At 61.7% G+C, this 17622-nt stretch carries 18 protein-coding genes; 5 read left to right on the forward strand and 13 right to left on the reverse strand.

Translation table 11 applies throughout. From position 1 onward, the window contains the following. Nucleotide 1: 1 nt before the first annotated feature. The 9 genes from era to rpoE all read right to left on the reverse strand — a co-directional run bounded on the left by era (nt 2) and on the right by rpoE (nt 8674). Nucleotides 2-904, reverse strand: coding sequence for a GTPase Era (gene era / locus OXH74_RS01455; RefSeq protein WP_215374281.1), 903 nt, complete (start codon nt 902-904; stop codon nt 2-4). After that, a complete protein-coding gene (rnc, locus tag OXH74_RS01460; RefSeq protein ID WP_215374284.1) occupies nt 897-1586 on the reverse strand; it encodes a ribonuclease III in 690 nt (229 codons plus the stop codon). The genes era and rnc overlap by 8 nt, the downstream gene beginning before the upstream one ends. Next, on the reverse strand, nt 1583-1960 hold the full coding sequence (locus OXH74_RS01465) for a DUF4845 domain-containing protein (protein ID WP_215374287.1): 378 nt from the start codon (nt 1958-1960) through the stop codon (nt 1583-1585). Before OXH74_RS01465 ends, rnc begins: the two co-directional genes overlap by 4 nt. 114 nt (nt 1961-2074) lie before the next feature. Next, the gene (gene lepB / locus OXH74_RS01470; protein WP_375739774.1) at nt 2075-2929 is read right to left on the reverse strand and encodes a signal peptidase I; all 855 of its coding nucleotides are present in this window, start codon (nt 2927-2929) and stop codon (nt 2075-2077) included. A gap of 5 nt (nt 2930-2934) precedes the next feature. After that, nucleotides 2935-4734 (reverse strand): translation elongation factor 4, encoded by a 1800-nt coding sequence (gene lepA / locus OXH74_RS01475; RefSeq protein WP_375739775.1) that lies wholly within the window; start codon nt 4732-4734, stop codon nt 2935-2937. 150 nt (nt 4735-4884) lie between these two features. Beyond that, entirely contained in the window at nt 4885-6309 is a 1425-nt protein-coding gene (locus OXH74_RS01480) for a DegQ family serine endoprotease (protein WP_375739776.1), read from the reverse strand. Nucleotides 6310-6511: 202 nt separating this feature from the next. Continuing rightward, nucleotides 6512-7462, reverse strand: a complete 951-nt coding sequence (locus OXH74_RS01485; RefSeq protein ID WP_375739777.1) for a MucB/RseB C-terminal domain-containing protein — start codon at nt 7460-7462, stop codon at nt 6512-6514. An 8-nt stretch (nt 7463-7470) separates the two neighbouring features. Continuing rightward, complete coding sequence (locus OXH74_RS01490; RefSeq protein ID WP_375739778.1) at nt 7471-8061, reverse strand: RseA family anti-sigma factor; 591 nt, start codon at nt 8059-8061, stop codon at nt 7471-7473. Nucleotides 8062-8092: 31 nt separating this feature from the next. Continuing rightward, entirely contained in the window at nt 8093-8674 is a 582-nt protein-coding gene (rpoE, locus tag OXH74_RS01495) for an RNA polymerase sigma factor RpoE (RefSeq protein WP_215374313.1), read from the reverse strand. Between the two features lie 380 nt (nt 8675-9054). Between rpoE and nadB the strand changes: the two genes are divergently transcribed. Beyond that, nucleotides 9055-10671, forward strand: a complete 1617-nt coding sequence (gene nadB, locus OXH74_RS01500; RefSeq protein ID WP_375739779.1) for an L-aspartate oxidase — start codon at nt 9055-9057, stop codon at nt 10669-10671. On the opposite strand, the gene OXH74_RS01505 is transcribed toward nadB, so the two are convergent. Together OXH74_RS01505 and OXH74_RS01510 are read right to left on the reverse strand one after the other, a co-directional pair. Beyond that, a complete protein-coding gene (locus OXH74_RS01505) occupies nt 10640-11092 on the reverse strand; it encodes a protein YgfX (RefSeq protein WP_375739780.1) in 453 nt (150 codons plus the stop codon). The two genes, nadB and OXH74_RS01505, sit on opposite strands and share 32 nt — an antisense overlap. Beyond that, nucleotides 11076-11330: a succinate dehydrogenase assembly factor 2 gene (locus OXH74_RS01510; protein ID WP_375739781.1), complete on the reverse strand. Its 255-nt coding sequence runs from the start codon at nt 11328-11330 to the stop codon at nt 11076-11078. The genes OXH74_RS01505 and OXH74_RS01510 overlap by 17 nt, the downstream gene beginning before the upstream one ends. Nucleotides 11331-11449: 119 nt before the next feature. Between OXH74_RS01510 and OXH74_RS01515 the strand changes: the two genes are divergently transcribed. The 3 genes from OXH74_RS01515 (at nt 11450) to OXH74_RS01525 (ending at nt 14082) form a co-directional block, all read left to right on the forward strand. Continuing rightward, entirely contained in the window at nt 11450-12391 is a 942-nt protein-coding gene (locus OXH74_RS01515) for a YgfZ/GcvT domain-containing protein (RefSeq protein WP_375739782.1), read from the forward strand. Nucleotides 12392-12421: 30 nt separating this feature from the next. Then, nucleotides 12422-13258, forward strand: coding sequence for an HDOD domain-containing protein (locus OXH74_RS01520; RefSeq protein WP_375739783.1), 837 nt, complete (start codon nt 12422-12424; stop codon nt 13256-13258). A 68-nt stretch (nt 13259-13326) separates the two neighbouring features. Continuing rightward, nucleotides 13327-14082, forward strand: coding sequence for a substrate-binding periplasmic protein (locus OXH74_RS01525; RefSeq protein ID WP_375739784.1), 756 nt, complete (start codon nt 13327-13329; stop codon nt 14080-14082). Nucleotides 14083-14089: 7 nt separating this feature from the next. On the opposite strand, the gene OXH74_RS01530 is transcribed toward OXH74_RS01525, so the two are convergent. Both OXH74_RS01530 and OXH74_RS01535 read right to left on the reverse strand, forming a co-directional pair. Next, nucleotides 14090-15475 carry a sensor histidine kinase gene (locus OXH74_RS01530; protein WP_375739785.1) on the reverse strand — a complete coding sequence of 462 codons (1386 nt, stop codon included), beginning with the start codon at nt 15473-15475 and terminating at the stop codon, nt 14090-14092. Continuing rightward, entirely contained in the window at nt 15468-16139 is a 672-nt protein-coding gene (locus OXH74_RS01535) for a response regulator (protein ID WP_375739786.1), read from the reverse strand. Before OXH74_RS01535 ends, OXH74_RS01530 begins: the two co-directional genes overlap by 8 nt. A 202-nt stretch (nt 16140-16341) precedes the next feature. On the opposite strand from OXH74_RS01535, the gene OXH74_RS01540 reads away from it, so the two are divergent. Beyond that, nucleotides 16342-17607, forward strand: coding sequence for an OprD family porin (locus OXH74_RS01540; protein ID WP_375739787.1), 1266 nt, complete (start codon nt 16342-16344; stop codon nt 17605-17607). The last annotated feature ends 15 nt before the right edge of the window (nt 17608-17622 follow it).

The raw sequence follows: 17622 nt of genomic DNA on the forward strand, positions 1-17622 counted from the left end.
TTCAGAGGTCGTTGTAGCCCAGCGAGCGCAAGGCACGCTCGTCGTCGGACCAGCCACCCTTTACCTTCACCCAGAGGTTGAGCATGACCTTGGAGTCGAACAGCACCTCCATGTCCTTGCGGGCCTCCTGGCCGATGCGTTTGATACGCTCACCAGCGTCGCCGATGATGATCTTCTTCTGCCCTTCCCGCTCGACCAGGATCAGCGCATGAATGTGCAGAATGCGACCTTCCTGCTTGAACTCCTCTATCTCTACGGTGATCTGGTAGGGCAGTTCGGCGCCCAGTTGGCGCATGATTTTCTCGCGCACAAGCTCAGCGGCCAGGAAGCGGCTGCTGCGGTCGGTGATCTGGTCTTCCGGGAAGAAGTGCTCACCTTCTGGTAGGCGCTCCGCCACCAGGCGCTCCAGCGTATCGAGGTTGTGGCCTTGCTGGGCGGAGATCGGCACCACCTCGGCATTCGGCAACTGTTCCTGGAGCCAGGACAGATGCGGGATCAGGTCACCCTTTTCATCAAGCCGGTCGGTCTTGTTGACTGCGATGATCACCGGGCCCTGCACGTACTGCACGCGCTCGAGCACCAGCTGGTCTTCCTCGGTCCAGCGGTTGCGGTCGACGACGAAGATCACCACGTCGACGTCCTTCAGGGCAGCGGACGCGCTGCGGTTCATGTAGCGATTCAGCGCTTTGTCACTTTTCTTGTGAAGGCCGGGCGTATCGACATAGACCGCCTGGACATTACCCTCGGTCTTGATCCCGAGCATGTTGTGGCGGGTGGTCTGCGGCTTGCGCGAGGTGATCGCCAGCTTCTGTCCAAGGATATGGTTCAGCAGCGTGGATTTGCCCACGTTGGGGCGACCGACGATGGCGACATAGCCACAGCGGAAGGGGGTATTGTCAGTCATTGCCATTCTCCACGCCGAGTGCGATCAGGGCGGCGGCGGCGGCCACCTGTTCTGCGATGCGCCGGCTGGCGCCCTGCCCTTGGGTCTTGTCATTCAGCAGGGTGACCTGACACTCGACGAAAAACGTCCGGCAGTGCGGTTCACCCTGGATATCCACTACCTCGTAGCGGGGGAGTTCACAGGCGCGCGATTGCAGAAACTCCTGCAGGCGCGTCTTGGGATCCTTGTTGGTGTCCACCAGCGTCAGGCTTTCGAGCTCATTAGCCAACCAGGCGAGCACCCGCTCACGGGCGGCATCCATGCCAGCATCCAGGTAAATCGCCCCGATCAGGGCTTCCAGCGCATCAGCAAGTATGGACTCGCGGCGGAATCCGCCGCTTTTCAGCTCACCCGAGCCCAGGCGCAGGTATTCGCCAAGCTCGAAGCCACGCGCCAGCAGCGCCAGGGTCTCACCTTTGACAAGGCGCGCGCGCAACCGCGACAACTGGCCTTCACGAGCCTGCGGAAAGCGCTCGAAGAGCGCCTCGCCCGCGACGAAATTGAGGATGGCATCACCGAGGAACTCGAGGCGCTCGTTGTTACGACCGGCGAAACTGCGGTGGGTCAAGGCCAGGGTCATCAGACTCTGGTCCTTGAAGGTGTAGCCGAGCTTACGCTCGAGACGGCTGAGGGATACGCTCACTGGACTCGCACACGGAATTCTTTATCGAAGCGCACCACCAGATCGAGGTTCTCGACCAGAGGTTCGCGTTTTTCATACTTCAGGTGGGCATGGAACTCGTTGTTTTCCAACGTCACCTTCAGGGCCTTGTCCAAGTCCAGGTCGCGAATGCCGTTGACCTGAAGTCCCTTGCTGACATGGCTGTAAAAGTCGGGGATGGTCCTGACTTCCAGGGCCTTCTCGGTTTCCACCGAGCTTATGATCTTCTCCAGGGAGAAGAAGTCGAGATAATGCGGGATGACTTTGAAGGCTGTGCTGGCGAGGAAGGCTACAACCGCCAGGACCAACAGCCAGCCCAGCATCGACAAACCCTTCTGGGAACGCGCGAACGTCATGATCGACCTCTATGTCTGTATTGTTGTGGAGGCCAAAGGCCCGCAAGCAAGACTATATGGCGCGTGCGACGCTGCCATGAACAACGCCGCATTTTCGCAAAGCGAGCCTGCCTGTCAGTGGATCAGGCCCACTCGGGAGAAGTTCGGCACGTTACGCAGCTTGGGATCGGGCCAGCTCATCCACACTGCAAAGGCTTTGCCCACGATATTCCGGTCCGGGACCATGCCAAGCAGGTTCCGAGGAATGTTCGGGTCGTTCCAGTAGCGGCTGTCGTTGGAGTTGTCACGGTTGTCACCCATCATGAAGTAGTGTCCCTGCGGTACTACCCATTCGCGACCCGGTTCCATGCGATAGCGCTTCATTTCCTTACGGATCAGGTGCTCGGCTTCACCCAGCTTCTCTTGGAACAACATCGCACTACCCAGGGTGCCAGGCTCTTCGCCAAGCAGCTTTTCCGCAACCGGCTGGCCGTTGACGGTCAGTCGTTTGTCGCTGCTGTAGGCAATCCGGTCGCCAGGCAGGCCAATGACGCGCTTGATGTAGTTGACGTTCGGGTCGCTCGGATAGCGGAACACCATGACGTCGCCACGCAGCGGGTCACCCACCTCGATCACTTTGGTATCAACCACCGGCAGGCGAATGCCGTAGGCGAACTTGTTGACCAGGATGAAATCGCCCACTTCCAGTGTCGGCTTCATCGAGCCGGACGGAATCTGGAAGGGCTCAACCAGGAAAGAACGCAGCACCAGCACGATGGCCAGCACCGGGAAGAAGGACTTCCCGTACTCGATCAGCAGCGGTTCCTTGCTCAGTTTGTCGACCACATTCGGATCAGGCTCTCCGACCTGCCCCTCGTAGGCGGCAATCGCCGAGCGCCGGCGAGGCGCCAGCAGAACCAGGTCAACAAGTGCGAGCACACCAGAGACTGCAACGGCGATAACCAACAACAGCGGGAAATTGATCGACATAGACCCTAGCTATCCACTTTGAGCACAGCAAGGAAGGCTTCCTGCGGGATTTCCACGCTGCCAACCTGCTTCATCCTTTTCTTACCGGCCTTCTGCTTCTCCAGCAGTTTTTTCTTACGGCTAACGTCGCCGCCGTAGCACTTGGCCAGAACGTTCTTCCTGAGCGCCTTTACGGTAGTACGCGCAACGATCTGTCCACCGATCGCCGCCTGAATCGCCACGTCGAACATCTGCCGTGGGATCAGTTCCTTCATCTTCTCAGTCAACGCCCGCCCCTTGTAGTGGGCCTGGTCGCGATGGACGATCAGCGCCAGCGCATCGACCTTCTCGCCGTTGATCAGGACATCCAGCTTGACCAGATTAGCCGGTTCGAAACGGTCGAAGCTGTAGTCCAGCGACGCATATCCACGACTTACCGACTTCAGGCGGTCGAAGAAGTCGAGCACCACCTCGTTCATCGGCAGGTCGTAGCAAACCTGAACCTGGGAGCTGAGGAATTGCATGTCACGCTGGACACCACGCTTCTCGATACACAGGGTGATGACGTTGCCCAGATGCTCCTGGGGAACCAGGATGTTCGCGCGGACGATCGGCTCGCGCATCTCTTCGATGGACGAAAGATCGGGCAGCTTGGACGGGTTATCGACGTAGATGATCTCTCCGTTCTTCTGCACCACTTCGAAGACTACAGTCGGCGCCGTGGTGATCAGGTCCAGGTCGTATTCGCGCTCAAGTCGCTCCTGGATGATCTCCATGTGCAGCATGCCGAGGAAGCCGATGCGGAAGCCGAAGCCCAGGGCCTCGGAGCTTTCCGGTTCGTACTGCAGGGCGGCATCGTTCAGCGTCAGTTTCTGCAGCGCTTCGCGGAAGTCCTCGAAATCATCGGAACTGACCGGGAACAGGCCCGCATAGACCTGCGGTTTGATGCGTTGGAAGCCCGGCAGAACATCGACATCCGGGGTATTGGAGAGGGTCAGGGTATCGCCCACCGGCGCGCCATGAATGTCCTTGATACCGGCGATGATGAAGCCTACTTCGCCGGCCTTGAGGTCAGGCATCTCGGTATGCTTCGGGGTGAAGACGCCGACGCTGTCCACCTGGTGGAGCTTGCCGGTGGACTTCACCAGAATCTTGTCGCCCTTTTTTACCCGGCCGTGCTTGACGCGCACCAGCGACACCACGCCCAAGTAATTGTCGAACCAGGAGTCGATGATCAGGGCCTGCAACGGAGCGTCGATCTCCCCTTCCGGCGGCGGGATGACCTTGACCAGTTGCTCCAGCACATCCACTACGCCCATGCCGGACTTGGCGCTGCAGGGCACGGCATCAGTGGCGTCGATGCCGATGATGTGCTCGATCTCTTCCTTGACCCGTTCCGGCTCGGCCTGGGGCAGGTCCATCTTGTTCAGCACCGGCATGACCTCGAGGCCTTGCTCGATGGCGGTATAGCAGTTGGCAACCGACTGTGCCTCGACGCCCTGGCCGGCATCGACCACGAGCAGCGCGCCTTCACAGGCGGCCAGCGAGCGGCTGACCTCATAGGTGAAGTCCACGTGGCCGGGAGTATCGATGAAGTTCAGTTGGTAGGTCTGCCCGTCCTGCGCTTTGTAATGCAGGGTGACGCTGTGGGCTTTGATGGTGATACCACGCTCCCGCTCCAGGTCCATGGAGTCCAGTACCTGCGCCTCCATCTCGCGGTCGGACAGGCCGCCGCACATCTGGATGAAGCGGTCAGCCAGGGTCGACTTGCCATGGTCGATATGGGCGATGATGGAGAAATTGCGGATATGACTCAGGTCACTCACGGATTAACACTCAAAAAAGCCGCGAGCAGGTTGCTCGCCGAAAAATAGCGAGGGAGTTTACCTGATCGCCAGTCAACACGTCACGCCCGCGCAGCGGAAGGCAGGCATGAAAAAGGCGGCCCGCGGGCCGCCTTTTTCCGTGCCGCGTCGTTATTCGGCCAGTTTGAAGGTAATGAAGCTGGCCCGCCCCTGACGCAGAACACGCATGGACACCGAGCGATTCTTCGGCAAGTCCTTGGCGATCTGGGTAAATGTCTTGGCAGAGTCGATCGCCTGGTTATTGAGGTGAGTGATCACGTCGCCCGGGCGCAGGCCCATCATCGCGGCCGGACCGTCCTGAACCTCCTTGATGACTACTCCACCTTGCAGGTCCAGGGCTTTCTTCTGATCATCGGTAAGCTCGACAATGCTGACGCCCAGGCGATTGCTGCTGCGCTCGACACCCTGAGCGCCGGCGGCAGTCACTTCCGCCCCCTCTTCAGGCAAGGCGCCAATGGCCATGCTGAGGGTCTTGCGCGAGCCGTCGCGAACCACGTCCAGTTCGATCTTGCTGCCTGGTTTGAGAGTACCCACCAGGTGCGGGAGGTCCGCGGATACTACGATAGGCTGGCCATTCATACTGAGGATCACGTCACCGACCTGCAGGCCGCCTTTGGCCGCCGGACCATCCTCCAGCACCTGGGCCACCAGGGCACCAGCCGGCTTATCCAGGCCAAAAGACTCGGCCAGATCCTTGTTCACTTCCTGGATGACCACACCCAGCCAGCCGCGTCTGACCTTGCCCTCGGCCTTCAGCTGGTCCGCCACCGTCATGGCAACATCGATCGGAATGGCGAAGGACAGGCCCATGAAGCCGCCCGAACGGGTGAAGATCTGCGAATTAATGCCGACCACCTCACCATCGAGGTTGAACAGGGGGCCGCCGGAGTTGCCCGGGTTGATCGCCACATCAGTCTGGATGAACGGAACGTAGTTCTCGTTCGGCAGGCTCCGCCCCTTGGCACTGACGATGCCAGCAGTCGCCGAATGGTCGAAGCCGAACGGCGAGCCAATGGCCAGCACCCAGCTACCAACCTTCAGATCTTCGGACTTGCCGATCTTGACGGTCGGCAGCCCCTTGCCCTCAACTTTGAGCAGCGCGACGTCCGTGCGCGGGTCCGCCCCAACCAGCTTGGCTTCCAGCTCACTGCGATCGGACAGGCGAACGATGATCTCGTCCGCATCGGCCACCACATGGTTGTTGGTCAGGACGTAGCCGTCCTTGGAGATGATGAAGCCGGAACCCAGGGACTGCGCTTCGCGTTGGCGACCACCTTGAGGATTTCGCGGCGCCGGTGGCATGTTGCGCTCGAAGAACTCCCGCAGCATCGGCGGCAAGCCCTCCAGATCAGGCATCACGGGGGCACCGGCCGTACTGCGCTGCGGCAGCTTCTGCCGAGTACTGATGTTGACGACGGCCGGAGACGCCTCCTCGACCAGAGGCGTGAAATCAGGCAACTCAGCGCGCGCGATCAGAGTTTGCCCCAGCAGCAACACGGCTGCCATGGCGGTCATGCAGGATTTGAGACTTAACATCGACATACTGCTCCCGTTGCAGAACGAGTGGTATGAGCTCCTCGGGCCTTTCGGCACGACGAACAAAAAAAAGGAGCCAATAGGGATATCCCCAGGCTCCGTCAAATATCAAGGAAAAATGTGGAACTTTCGTTCAAGCCATCCCTGGCCGGCGATACCACAGGCATCACCAAGGTTCCGCGACATGCAGCTGTACCAGGTGTCATTGAGCAGCTGGCGCCTCCGCAGCACGCATGGATAAGGCGACGCGCTCAGCGGTCCCCAGCGGGATCTCGCCTACGACCGTCACCATTACGTCACCATCCGCCGTACTCACACGCTTGGCCACCATGACAGTAGGCCCAAGCTGGCTCCGGGCATCCTCCACCACCGCGCCATGCAGAGGTTCGAGGAACACCGAAAAACGGGAAAGCCCATCGTCGTACACCAGCCAGGAAACCGAATCAGACGAAGCCGGACTTCGGCGCTCCTGCTCGCTGGCTAGACTGAATCCCGGCGGAAGCCACTCCGAGCGCCAGCGGCTTGACTGGCCCTTGGGCGCCTCGGTGACTCGAACAGCTTCGCAGGCCTGGCTCGGCTGGACGCTGCCGTCAGCAGGCGCATCCTTGGTATCGATCCAGGTGAACTGCAACCGCTCCAGTAACTGCCCCTTGTCGCCCAGCAGAAGCGATTTCAGCGGCAGACCGGTGTCACGGTCCAGGTGTAGCTCGAAGCCATAACGATGCTGGTCCCGCGGGGAAAGCGACAAAACCACTGCAGGCCGGCCAGCGACGCGAGACTCGCCGACCAGACGCAGGTCATACCATTGAGCGAGTACCGCCGTATCCAGACTTCGAGACGGCCACGCCTGGGCTTCAGGCAACTGGTCAGAAAGCGTGCTACTAACACACCAGGTCTGGCCATTCACCCGCACCACCTCCTGGGCCGGACCATCAAGTTGCAGCAGACGCTCGCGCACTTCACCGCTCGACTCGACCTTGCGCCACACCTCATGCGTGGTGAAGCTGCCGTTTCGCTCGTAGATGAAAGCCCCATGGAAACTTTGGCGCAGTTCGGCCTCAGTGAGGCGCTTCAGCCAGTCCTGGGCGTCAGCGGCCTGGGCGGACTGGGCTAGCCATCCGCCCAGCAGAATGAAAACCGGAAGTGCGCGCATGTTCTCCCTCAGCGACTCTCCAGACTGGCTGCCCGAGCATACGGAAGAGCCCCCTCAGAGCCACTCATGGCGGCCTGTTGAGCATGCTGGCGCAGGTATGCCGGCAGACGCTTTTCGTGCCAACCAGACGATCCCTGTGTCGCACCTGCAGGTGCCGCCACCTGTTGTGCCCCCTCACTATAACCCGCCAGGACTGCCCCCTGCTGAGCCTGAGGCAATACCATCATCGGCTGCCCCGCCTGCTGCTGGGCAAGTTGCTGGGTACCTACTGCGTCGCCCTGATTGTAGAAGCGCACGCCAACCAATACCGCGACCGTTACCGACGCTGCTACTGCCAAGCGCCCCAGATTCCGCCACGGACCAGGCACGACCTTCGCAGGTACAGCCTCCTCGGCCAACGCAGCGGATACGGCTGCAGCAATATCCAGGCGTGGTTCCAGCAATTCCTTGTGCATCACAGCACGAGCAATCTGGTAACGCGACCAGGTAGCTCTCACGTCTGCGTCCCCGCTCGCGGCGAGAACTCGACGCAACTCCAGTTCGTCCGCTTCGTTATCCATCACCGCGGACAGCGATTCCTGCAAAGCTTCACGACTCATGGCGGTTCCCCTCTTGGCTGTCGCCGCTGTCTCAGGTGCCCTGCAACAAGGGTTGCAAGGCTTTATCGATGGCCTCACGCGCCCGGAATATGCGTGAGCGCACTGTGCCGACCGGACACTGCATGACGCTCGCAATGTCCTCATAACTCAGACCATCGAATTCGCGCAAAGTCAGTGCAGTACGCAAATCCTCAGGCAATTGCTGGATGCTCCGGTGCACAGTTGCCTCGATCTCATCCCTCAGCAAAGCTCGCTCAGGGGACTCGATATCCTTGAGGGCGTGGTCACCGTCGTAAAACTCGGCGTCCTCGGCACTTACATCGCTATCTGGTGGACGCCTACCACGCGCCACCAGATGGTTCTTCGCCGTATTGATGGCGATCCGGTACAGCCATGTATAGAACGCACTGTCACCGCGAAAATTCCCGAGCGCACGATAGGCCTTGATAAAGGCTTCCTGAGCGACATCCTGAGCTTCCTGGGCATCGTGTACGAATCGCACGATCAACCCAAGAATCTTGTGCTGGTACTTGAGCACCAACAGATCAAAAGCCCGCTTGTCGCCCCGCTGCACCCGCTCGACCAGTTGCTGATCCTCTTCCTGGGTTAGCATGAACACTCCTCGTCGATCTCGAAGGGGTGTTGCGCCAGCCAATGGATCGGCTTGCCAAAATAGACTCGTGCACTGCGCAAAAGTTCTCCCCTCCAAGCAAGCTTCCTGCAGATAGTTTTTTCATCTGCACGGAATAACGCAGCAGGGCCCACCGCTCTGCTGCGCTGAAAATAAGTCGCTTGATCTACAGGCATCCGGATAGCACATTCACGTGCGTTCGTTGCGTGATTGAAAGCAAGCACCGTCCCTATGAATCGGTGACTCTGAATGGAGCCTGAACAGCTGGAAAAGTTCCCTGCCGCCCTACCGAGTCATAAGCTCGCTATTGTGCAGGCCACCCCCTCTATATACTAGTGGCCGCTTTTCTCGCGGAAACCGACATGAGCCAACATTTCCAGCATGACGTTCTGGTCATCGGCAGCGGCGCCGCCGGCCTGACCCTCGCCCTCACCCTGCCCTCGCACCTGAAGATCGTCGTGCTGAGCAAAGGCAACCTGAGCAATGGTTCAACCTATTGGGCCCAGGGCGGCGTCGCCGCCGTGCTGGACGACACCGACACCGTCGACTCCCACGTCCAGGACACTCTGGTCGCCGGAGCCGGGCTGTGCCAGGAGGATGCTGTCCGCTTCACGGTCGAGCACAGCCGCGCGGCCATCCAGTGGCTGATTGACCAGGGCGTCCCCTTTACCCGTGACGACAAGAGCGACCATGAAGACGGCGGCTTCGAGTACCACCTCACTCGTGAGGGCGGGCATAGCCACCGACGCATCATCCATGCCGCAGACGCCACCGGCGCAGCCATTTTCAATACGCTGCTGGAACAGGCGCGCCAGCGGCCGAACATCGAACTGCTGGAACAACGGGTCGCCGTTGACCTGATCACCGAGCGCAAGCTGGGGCTCGAAGGCCAACGCTGCCTCGGCGCCTATGTGCTGAACCGCGGCACCAGTGAGGTGGACACCTTCCATGCCCGCTTCACCATCCTGGCCTCGGGCGGTGCCTCCAAGGTCTACCTTTACACCAGCAACCCCGACGGAGCCTGTGGCGACGGTATCGCCATGGCCTGGCGTGCTGGCTGCCGGGTCGGCAACCTGGAGTTCAACCAGTTCCACCCGACCTGCCTCTATCATCCGCAGGCCAAAAGCTTCCTGATCACCGAAGCAGTGCGTGGCGAGGGCGGCCTGCTCAAGCTGCCGAACGGCGAACGCTTCATGCAACGCTTCGACGAGCGTGCCGAACTGGCCCCGCGCGATGTCGTGGCGCGCGCCATCGACCATGAAATGAAGCGCCTGGGCATCGACTGTGTCTACCTGGACATCAGCCACAAGCCGGCCGAGTTCGTGAAAAGCCATTTCCCGACGGTTTACGAACGCTGCCTGGACTTCGGCATCGATATCACCCGGCAGCCGATCCCGGTGGTGCCCGCCGCACACTACACCTGCGGCGGCGTGCTCGTCGACCAGCATGGCCGAACCGATATCCCGGGCCTCTACGCCATCGGCGAAACCAGCTTCACCGGCCTGCACGGCGCCAACCGCATGGCCAGCAACTCACTGCTGGAATGCTTTGTCTACGGGCATTCGGCCGCCGAGGACATCGTCCAGCAGCTGCCCGATGTGACGATGCCGGAAAACCTGCCGACCTGGGACGCCAGCCAGGTAACGGACTCGGACGAAGACGTGATCATCGCCCACAACTGGGACGAATTGCGGCGCTTCATGTGGGACTACGTTGGCATCGTGCGCACCAACAAACGCCTGCAACGCGCCCAGCACCGCGTGCGCCTGCTGCTCAGCGAAATCGATGAGTTCTACAGCAACTACAAGGTCAGCCGGGACCTGATCGAACTGCGCAACCTGGCGCAGGTAGCAGAACTGATCATCCGCTCGGCCATGCTGCGCCACGAAAGCCGAGGCCTGCATTACACGCTGGACTACCCGGATCAGCTCCCCGACGCCCGGGATACTATTCTGGCGCCACCCACCTTCGGCGACTGAATTTCAGGAGCATCCGCAACCGGCGATGCTGTTCGGGATCGAGCGCATCCGCCGGTACGCAGATACCTCTAACCCGACGCTCACCGGCCAGGCGAAACCTGAGAATCACTACAGACGGCAAGGCCAGGCTGTCCGGGCAAAGTTGTACCGGCTGCCAACCATCGGCTGATCGCCAGAGCTGCCAACCGTTTGCATCCAGGCACAAGCCATTGAACGCCGAAGCTGAGCTCAGCAACACGTATCTGGGCAGGCACCACACCGCATGACCGGCACAGGCCAACAAGGTTCCCAACCGCGCCCAGCCGGGCAGTTCGGCCGCAAAGGGAGCCACCGCCGCCAAGCCCAGCAGGATCAGGTAGAGGGCCAGCAGGCGCCGCGACGGGCACCAGTGGCATTCGAAGCGGTCACTTCGGCTGGACACGGTCCAGGATCATTCGCACCATGCGCAGCAGATCTGCGTCCTCGGGCTCGCCGCGCTGCATGAACCAGCCGAACAAGTCCTGGTCCTCGCACGCCAGCAGCTTGCGGTAGCGGGCCTGATCCGCCTCGTCGAGGGTCGGGTAGACCTCCTTGACGAAAGGCACCAGCAGCACATCGAGTTCGAGCATGCCACGGCGGCTGTGCCAGAAGAGTCGGTTCAGTTCAGTTGTGTCGGCCATCACAGCGCCTCCGGGAAAGAGGTCGGCATTATAACCACAGCCACATCCCCAAGCACCCGCTGACAAGCCACCAGCAGCGCTCTATGATGGCGCCCCAGTCTCCTACCCAGCGATTCGCAATGGCCAATCCCGCATTTTTCTGCCCGCTCACCCACGAGGGCCTGCTCGCCGTCCGCGGCGTAGACGCCGCGAAGTTCCTTCAGGGCCAGCTGACCTGCAACCTGAATTATCTGGACCAGGACACCTGCAGCCTGGGGGCACGCTGCACGCCCAAGGGGCGCATGACCTCCAGCTTTCGCATCCTGGCGCAAGGGGACGGCTTTCTCCTCGCCATGGCCGCCGACCTGGTCGAGTCGCAGCTTTCCGAGCTGAAGAAGTACGCGGTGTTCTCCAAGTCCACCCTGGGCGACGAAAGCGCCTCCTGGGTTCGTTACGGCCTCAGCCAGGGCGATGGTGTCTTGCTCGCGCTCGGCCTCGATCTGCCGCAAACCGCCGACAGCGTATGCCGAAATGGCCAGCTGATTGCGCTGCGCCTACCTGACGGCCGCGCCGAACTCTGGGCCGTCCAGGCCGAGGCAGCCACCTTGCAGGCACGCCTCGCTGCTCAATTGCCGGAAGCGCCACTCGACGCCTGGTTGCTGGCGCAGGTTCGCGCCGGCATCGGCCAGGTGGTCCACGCGACCCGCGAGCTGTTCATTCCGCAAATGATCAACCTGCAGGCACTTGGCGGCGTCAGCTTCAAGAAAGGCTGCTACACCGGCCAGGAAATCGTTGCGCGCATGCAGTACCTGGGCAAGCTCAAGCGGCGCCTCTATCGTCTGGCCCTCACACAGGGTGACCTGCCGACGCCCGGTATGGAGCTGTTCTCGCCCGTACATCAAAGTTCAGTTGGCGAAGTGGTCCTGGCTGCACCGGCAGAGGGTGGCTGTGAGTTGTTGGCAGTCCTGCAGGAAGACGCCGTTACCGATGGACGCATCCACCTCGGTGCGGCCGACGGACCAACGCTGTCGCTGCTGGACCTTCCCTATACCCTGGACGCTGATCGCGAGATTCAACGCTAGGTCCGTCGCCGACCTTACAAGAGAATGTCAATGAGCACGCTTGCCGATAAAGTCCAACAGGAGCTGATCCAGGCCATCGATGACGATGCGCTGGTGCTCCCGACCTTGCCCGAAGTGGCGCTCAAGGTCCGCGAAGCCGCCGAGGATCCTGACGCCAGTATCCAAGGGCTGACCAAGGTGATCGGCAACGACGCCGCACTGACCGCTCGCATCATCAAGGTGGTGAACAGCCCGCTACTGCGCACCAACAAGGAAATCACCGACCTGCAGATGGCTATCAGCCGCCTGGGGATCAACTACACCTGCAACCTGGCCACGGGTCTTGCCATGGAGCAGATGTTCCAGGCGACCTCCGATGTGGTCGATCGCAAGATGCGCGAGGTGTGGAACAAAAGTACGGAAATCGCCGGCATCTGCCACGCACTCTGCCGCCACTACACCCGCCTGATGCCGGACCAGGCCACGCTTGCCGGCCTTGTGCACCAGATCGGCGTGCTGCCCATCCTCACCTACGCGGAAGAACACGGTGAGTTGCTGGCGGACTCGATCAGCCTCAACCACGTGATCGAACGTATCCATCCGATCATTGGTGATCGCATCCTGCGTGCCTGGGAGTTCCCCGACCCCATTGCCGCCGTGCCGTCGCAGTATGTCGACTTCACACGCAATTCGGTGCGTGCCGACTACACCGACATCGTCCAGGTCGCCACCCTGCAGAGCTACCTGGGAAGCGGGCATCCCTGCACCGAGCTCGACTGGGGTGCGATTCCTGCCTTCGCAAAACTCGGCATCGACCCGAATGTCGACATCCAGGCCGACGAAGATCTCTCCGCCGCCATGGAAGCGGCCATGAGCATGCTCCAGTAAAGGCCCGAGCGCACTCGCCCATCCAGCGCTAGACTGCGGCATCGCCTGGTGTCGCAGGATGGAGTCGAATGCGCGCGCTGCTGCTGATCCTGTGCCTCTTCTGCCATGGCTTCGCCGCCGCTGAGGAGGTGCGTCTGACCAACGGCGAGTGGGCTCCCTACCTCGGCGCGCAGCTGCCTCACCACGGCGTTGCCTCCCGCATTGTCGAAGAAGCCTTCGGACTTGAAGGCGTTCGGGTCCGTTGGGAATTCTTTCCCTGGGCTCGCTCACTGCACCTGGCCGAACGCGGCGAACGTGCTGGCACGGCGGTGTGGATGCGAAGTCCTGAGCGCGAACGTCGTTTCCATATCAGCGACCCGGTCATCGAATGTAGCTACTACCTATTTCACCTCAAGGAACGTCCACTGCAATGGCGGCGGGTGGCCGACCTTCGCGGCCTTCGCCTGGGCGGCGCCATCGATTACGACTATGGCGAGGCCTTCCAGCAGGCTGAACACGACCAGCAGCTCGAAGTGAAGCGCCTGAGCAATGAAGAGCAAGGTTTGCGCATGCTGCTTGCGGGACGTCTGGATGCATTCCCCATGGATCAGGTCGTGGCCTCCACCCTGCTCCGTGAGCGCTTCAGCGCAGCCGAACGCGCCCAGCTCAGTTTTCACCCCAAACCTTTGCGTACCGACAGCCTTCACCTTCTGCTCTCTCGAGAGGTGGCTGGCAGTCGTGAGTTGATGGAGCGTTTCAACCGAGGGCTCGCCCGCCTGCGCAAAAGCGGAAAAGTCAGCCAGTACCTGATGGAGATCCAGCAACCCCTTGGCCTCGCCCCCTGAGGCCTTGCTAAGCCGGCGGAAAGCTGACCCGGACCAGAAGTCCTCCTGCCGCGCCATCGTGAAGACTTATTTCCGCCAGATGCGCGCGACAGATCTCGCCAACGATGGCCAATCCAAGCCCCGCTCCAGTGCCCTGAACGTTGCGCCGGTAGAAGCGCTGGAACACCTTGTCTCGCTCGTCGGCCGGAATCCCGCTACCGTCATCCTCCACCTCCAGCACGGCTGGCGCCCGAACCCGGAGCACCACATTGCCGCCTCTCGGGGTGTGAGCCAGGGCGTTATCCACCAGGTTGCAGAGCAGCTCGTTGAGCAAGGTCGGCTCCCCCATCACCCAGACCTGGTCTTCGGCCTCCAGTGCCAGGGCGATGCCCCGCGCATGGGCCAAGGGTGCCAGGGCCATGCCCAACTCACGCGCCAACTGGCCGAGTTCGATCCGCTCGGCACCGCCCTCTGCAATAGCCCGCGCCCCGCTCTCGATCCGCGCCAGCGATAACAGCTGGTTGGCCAGATGGGTCAATCGATCAGTATTCTGCGCAGCCTCTTCGAGCGTTGCGCGCCACACCACCGGGTCCTGCTCGCGCAAGCCCAGCTCGACCCGCGCCTTCAATGCGGCGAGGGGTGTGCGCAACTCGTGGGATGCGTCCGCGATGAAGTCAGCCTGGCGCTGAAAGAGACCGCGCAAGCGCTCAGTGAACTGGTTGAGGGCCTCGACCAGAGGGCGCAGCTCCCGTTGGACCGCCACCTCAGGCAGAGGGCGGAGATCGTCGGCCTGGCGCTCCTCCACGGCCACGCGCAGCTTCTGCAGCGGTCGCAAAGCGGCGCTGACCGCTAGCCACACCAGCAGCAGGGCGGCGATCACCAGCAGTGCCAACCGCCACAAACTGTCCATCAGCAGACCCCGGGCCAGACGCTCGCGAGCGCTTTCCGTCTCAGCCACGCGTATCTCCGCAATGCCGTTGAGCCCCGGCTCGCTCACCGGCTGCAACAGGCTCACCACGCGTACGCCTACCCCCTGGTACTCGCCATCGTAGAAACGCGCCAGCGCGGGATAGTCATCGGTCCGCCGGGTCCCTGGAGGCGGCGGCGGCAGATTCTCGTAACCGGACACCAGCTTCCCGTCGGGATCCATCACCTGGTAGAAGATTCGACCGGCGCTGTCGTAGGCAAAGATATCCAGCGCCACATAAGGAACATCCGCGTTCAACCGTCCGTCATTCTCGTAGAGGCCGTCGGCAATGGCCCGGGCCGATGCCAGCAAGGTGCGGTCGTAGGCAGTATCCGCGGCCTCGCGTGCATTCCAGTAGGAGCTCAGGCTGGCAATCACCAGAAGCGCGCCCAGCAGCAGCGCCAGACGACGCAGAAGCCGCCCACGCAGGCTGCCGGCTTCACGCATCCTGGCTCTCAAGCAGGTAGCCCAGACCGCGGAACGTCACGATGCGCACCGGGCTGCCTTCCAGCTTCTTGCGCAGGCGGTGAATATAGATCTCGATCGCATCCGGGCTGGCCTCCTCGTCCAGGCCGAACACCTGGGAGGCCAGTTGCTCCTTGCTCATCACCCGTCCTGGCCGGGCGATCAGCGCCTCCAACACGGACTGCTCGCGGGAGGTCAGGCTGAGCACTTCATCATCGAGGCTGAAGCGACGGGTGCCGAGGTCATAGACCAGGGCGCCGCAGCGTTGCTGCTGCTCGCCGCCAAGCACGCTGCGGCGCAGCAGTGCCTTGACCCGAGCTTCCAGCTCCGTCAGCTCGAAGGGTTTGGCCAGGTAGTCATCGGCGCCCAGGTTGAGGCCATGGACCCGGTCCTTGACCTCGCCCCGCGCCGTCAACATCAGCACTGGCAGGGTCTTGCCGCGCCCACGCAAGCGCGCCAGGACCTCGAATCCATCCATGCGCGGTAACCCCACATCCAGTACCGCCAATGCATAGTCCTCGCTGGCGAGGGCCAGGTCGGCGGCAATGCCGTCGTGCAGCACGTCTACCGTCCAGCCGGCGCCCTTGAGTACCTGGGCCACGCTCTCAGCCAGTTGGGGGTGGTCTTCGACCAGCAGGATTCGCACGACGAAGTCTCCGAATGGGCAGCGATCGGACTGAAGTTTAACGGCCTGACACCACCTGTGGACGCGATGTCGAAATTCTTTCTCGCTGAAAGCCTGGCGAAAGTTTCACTGCATAGCATCGCGACAAGGTGGCAAGAACCACCAAAAGAACGCTGGTCCGTGGTTGCACTGGCGTGACAAAAACAACAATGGAGACCACTCGATGCTCACTGCCGCACGACAGGCACGCCTGCCTGTTCGAACCCTCGGCCTCGTCATTGCAGGCTGTATCCTGACCCCGCTGGCCCAGGCTGACTTCATCAAGGACAGCTCGGCCAACCTGGAGGCCCGCAACATCTACCTGAATCGCGATTTCCGCGAAGGTGACGGCCAATCCAAGCGCGAAGAATGGGCACAAGGTTTCATTCTCAATCTGCAATCCGGCTACACCGAAGGCACAGTCGGCTTCGGCCTCGATGCCCTTGGCATGCTCGGGGTCAAGCTGGACTCCGGTCCCGGCCGCAGCGGTACCGACCTGCTACCCGTCCAGGACGACGGTGGCACCCCGGACGAGTACAGCAAGCTCGGCCTGACTGCCAAGATCAAGGTTTCCGAGAGCGAACTGCGCCTCGGCACGCATATCCCCGAGCTGCCGGTGGTCAAGGCCAGCGATAGCCGCATCCTGCCCCAGGTCTTCGAGGGCGGTCTGCTCACCTCCAGCGAGATCAAGGACCTGACCTTCACCGGCGGTCGCCTCAGGGAGGTCAAGGACCGTGCCTCCACCAACTCCGAAGACCTGGCCCTGAACAACAAGAACAAGCGATTCTCCAGCGCTGCCACGGGCGACCATTTCGACCTCGCCGGCCTGGACTACGCCTTCAGCGAGCACTACACCGGCCGCTACTACGCCGCCGAACTGGACGATGTCTACCGCCAGCATTTCTTCGGCCTGCTCGCTAGCCAGCCACTGGGCGCCGGCACCCTCAGCGCCGACCTGCGCTATGCGCTGAGCGACGACACCGGGACGGCCGAGGCAGGCAAGGTCGACAACCGCGCCCTCAACGGCATGCTCAGCTACGGCCAGGGCAGCCATAAGGTCGGCCTGGGCTACCAGCGCATGAGCGGCGACACCGGCTACGCCTACATCGATGGCAGCGACCCCTTCCTGGTCAACTTCGTGCAGATCAACGACTTCGCCAACGCCGACGAGCGCTCCTGGCAGACCCGCTACGACTTCGACTTTGCCAGCCTCGGCGTACCCGGCCTGAGCTTCATGACCCGCTACATCAGCGGCGACAACGCGCAGATCACCGCCAGCACCGAGGAAGGTCGCGAGTGGGAACGTGATGCCGAGTTCAAGTACGTAGTGCCCAGCGGCAGCCTGAAGAACCTGACCCTGCGCGCGCGCCATGCCAGTTTTCGTTCCAACATCGCCCGCGATGCGGATGAACTGCGCCTGATCGTCAGTTACGCCCTGCCGATCTGGTGAAGCCTGAACCACAAT

Source organism: Metapseudomonas boanensis (genome assembly GCF_042232855.1).
Classification (GTDB): domain Bacteria; phylum Pseudomonadota; class Gammaproteobacteria; order Pseudomonadales; family Pseudomonadaceae; genus Metapseudomonas; species Metapseudomonas boanensis.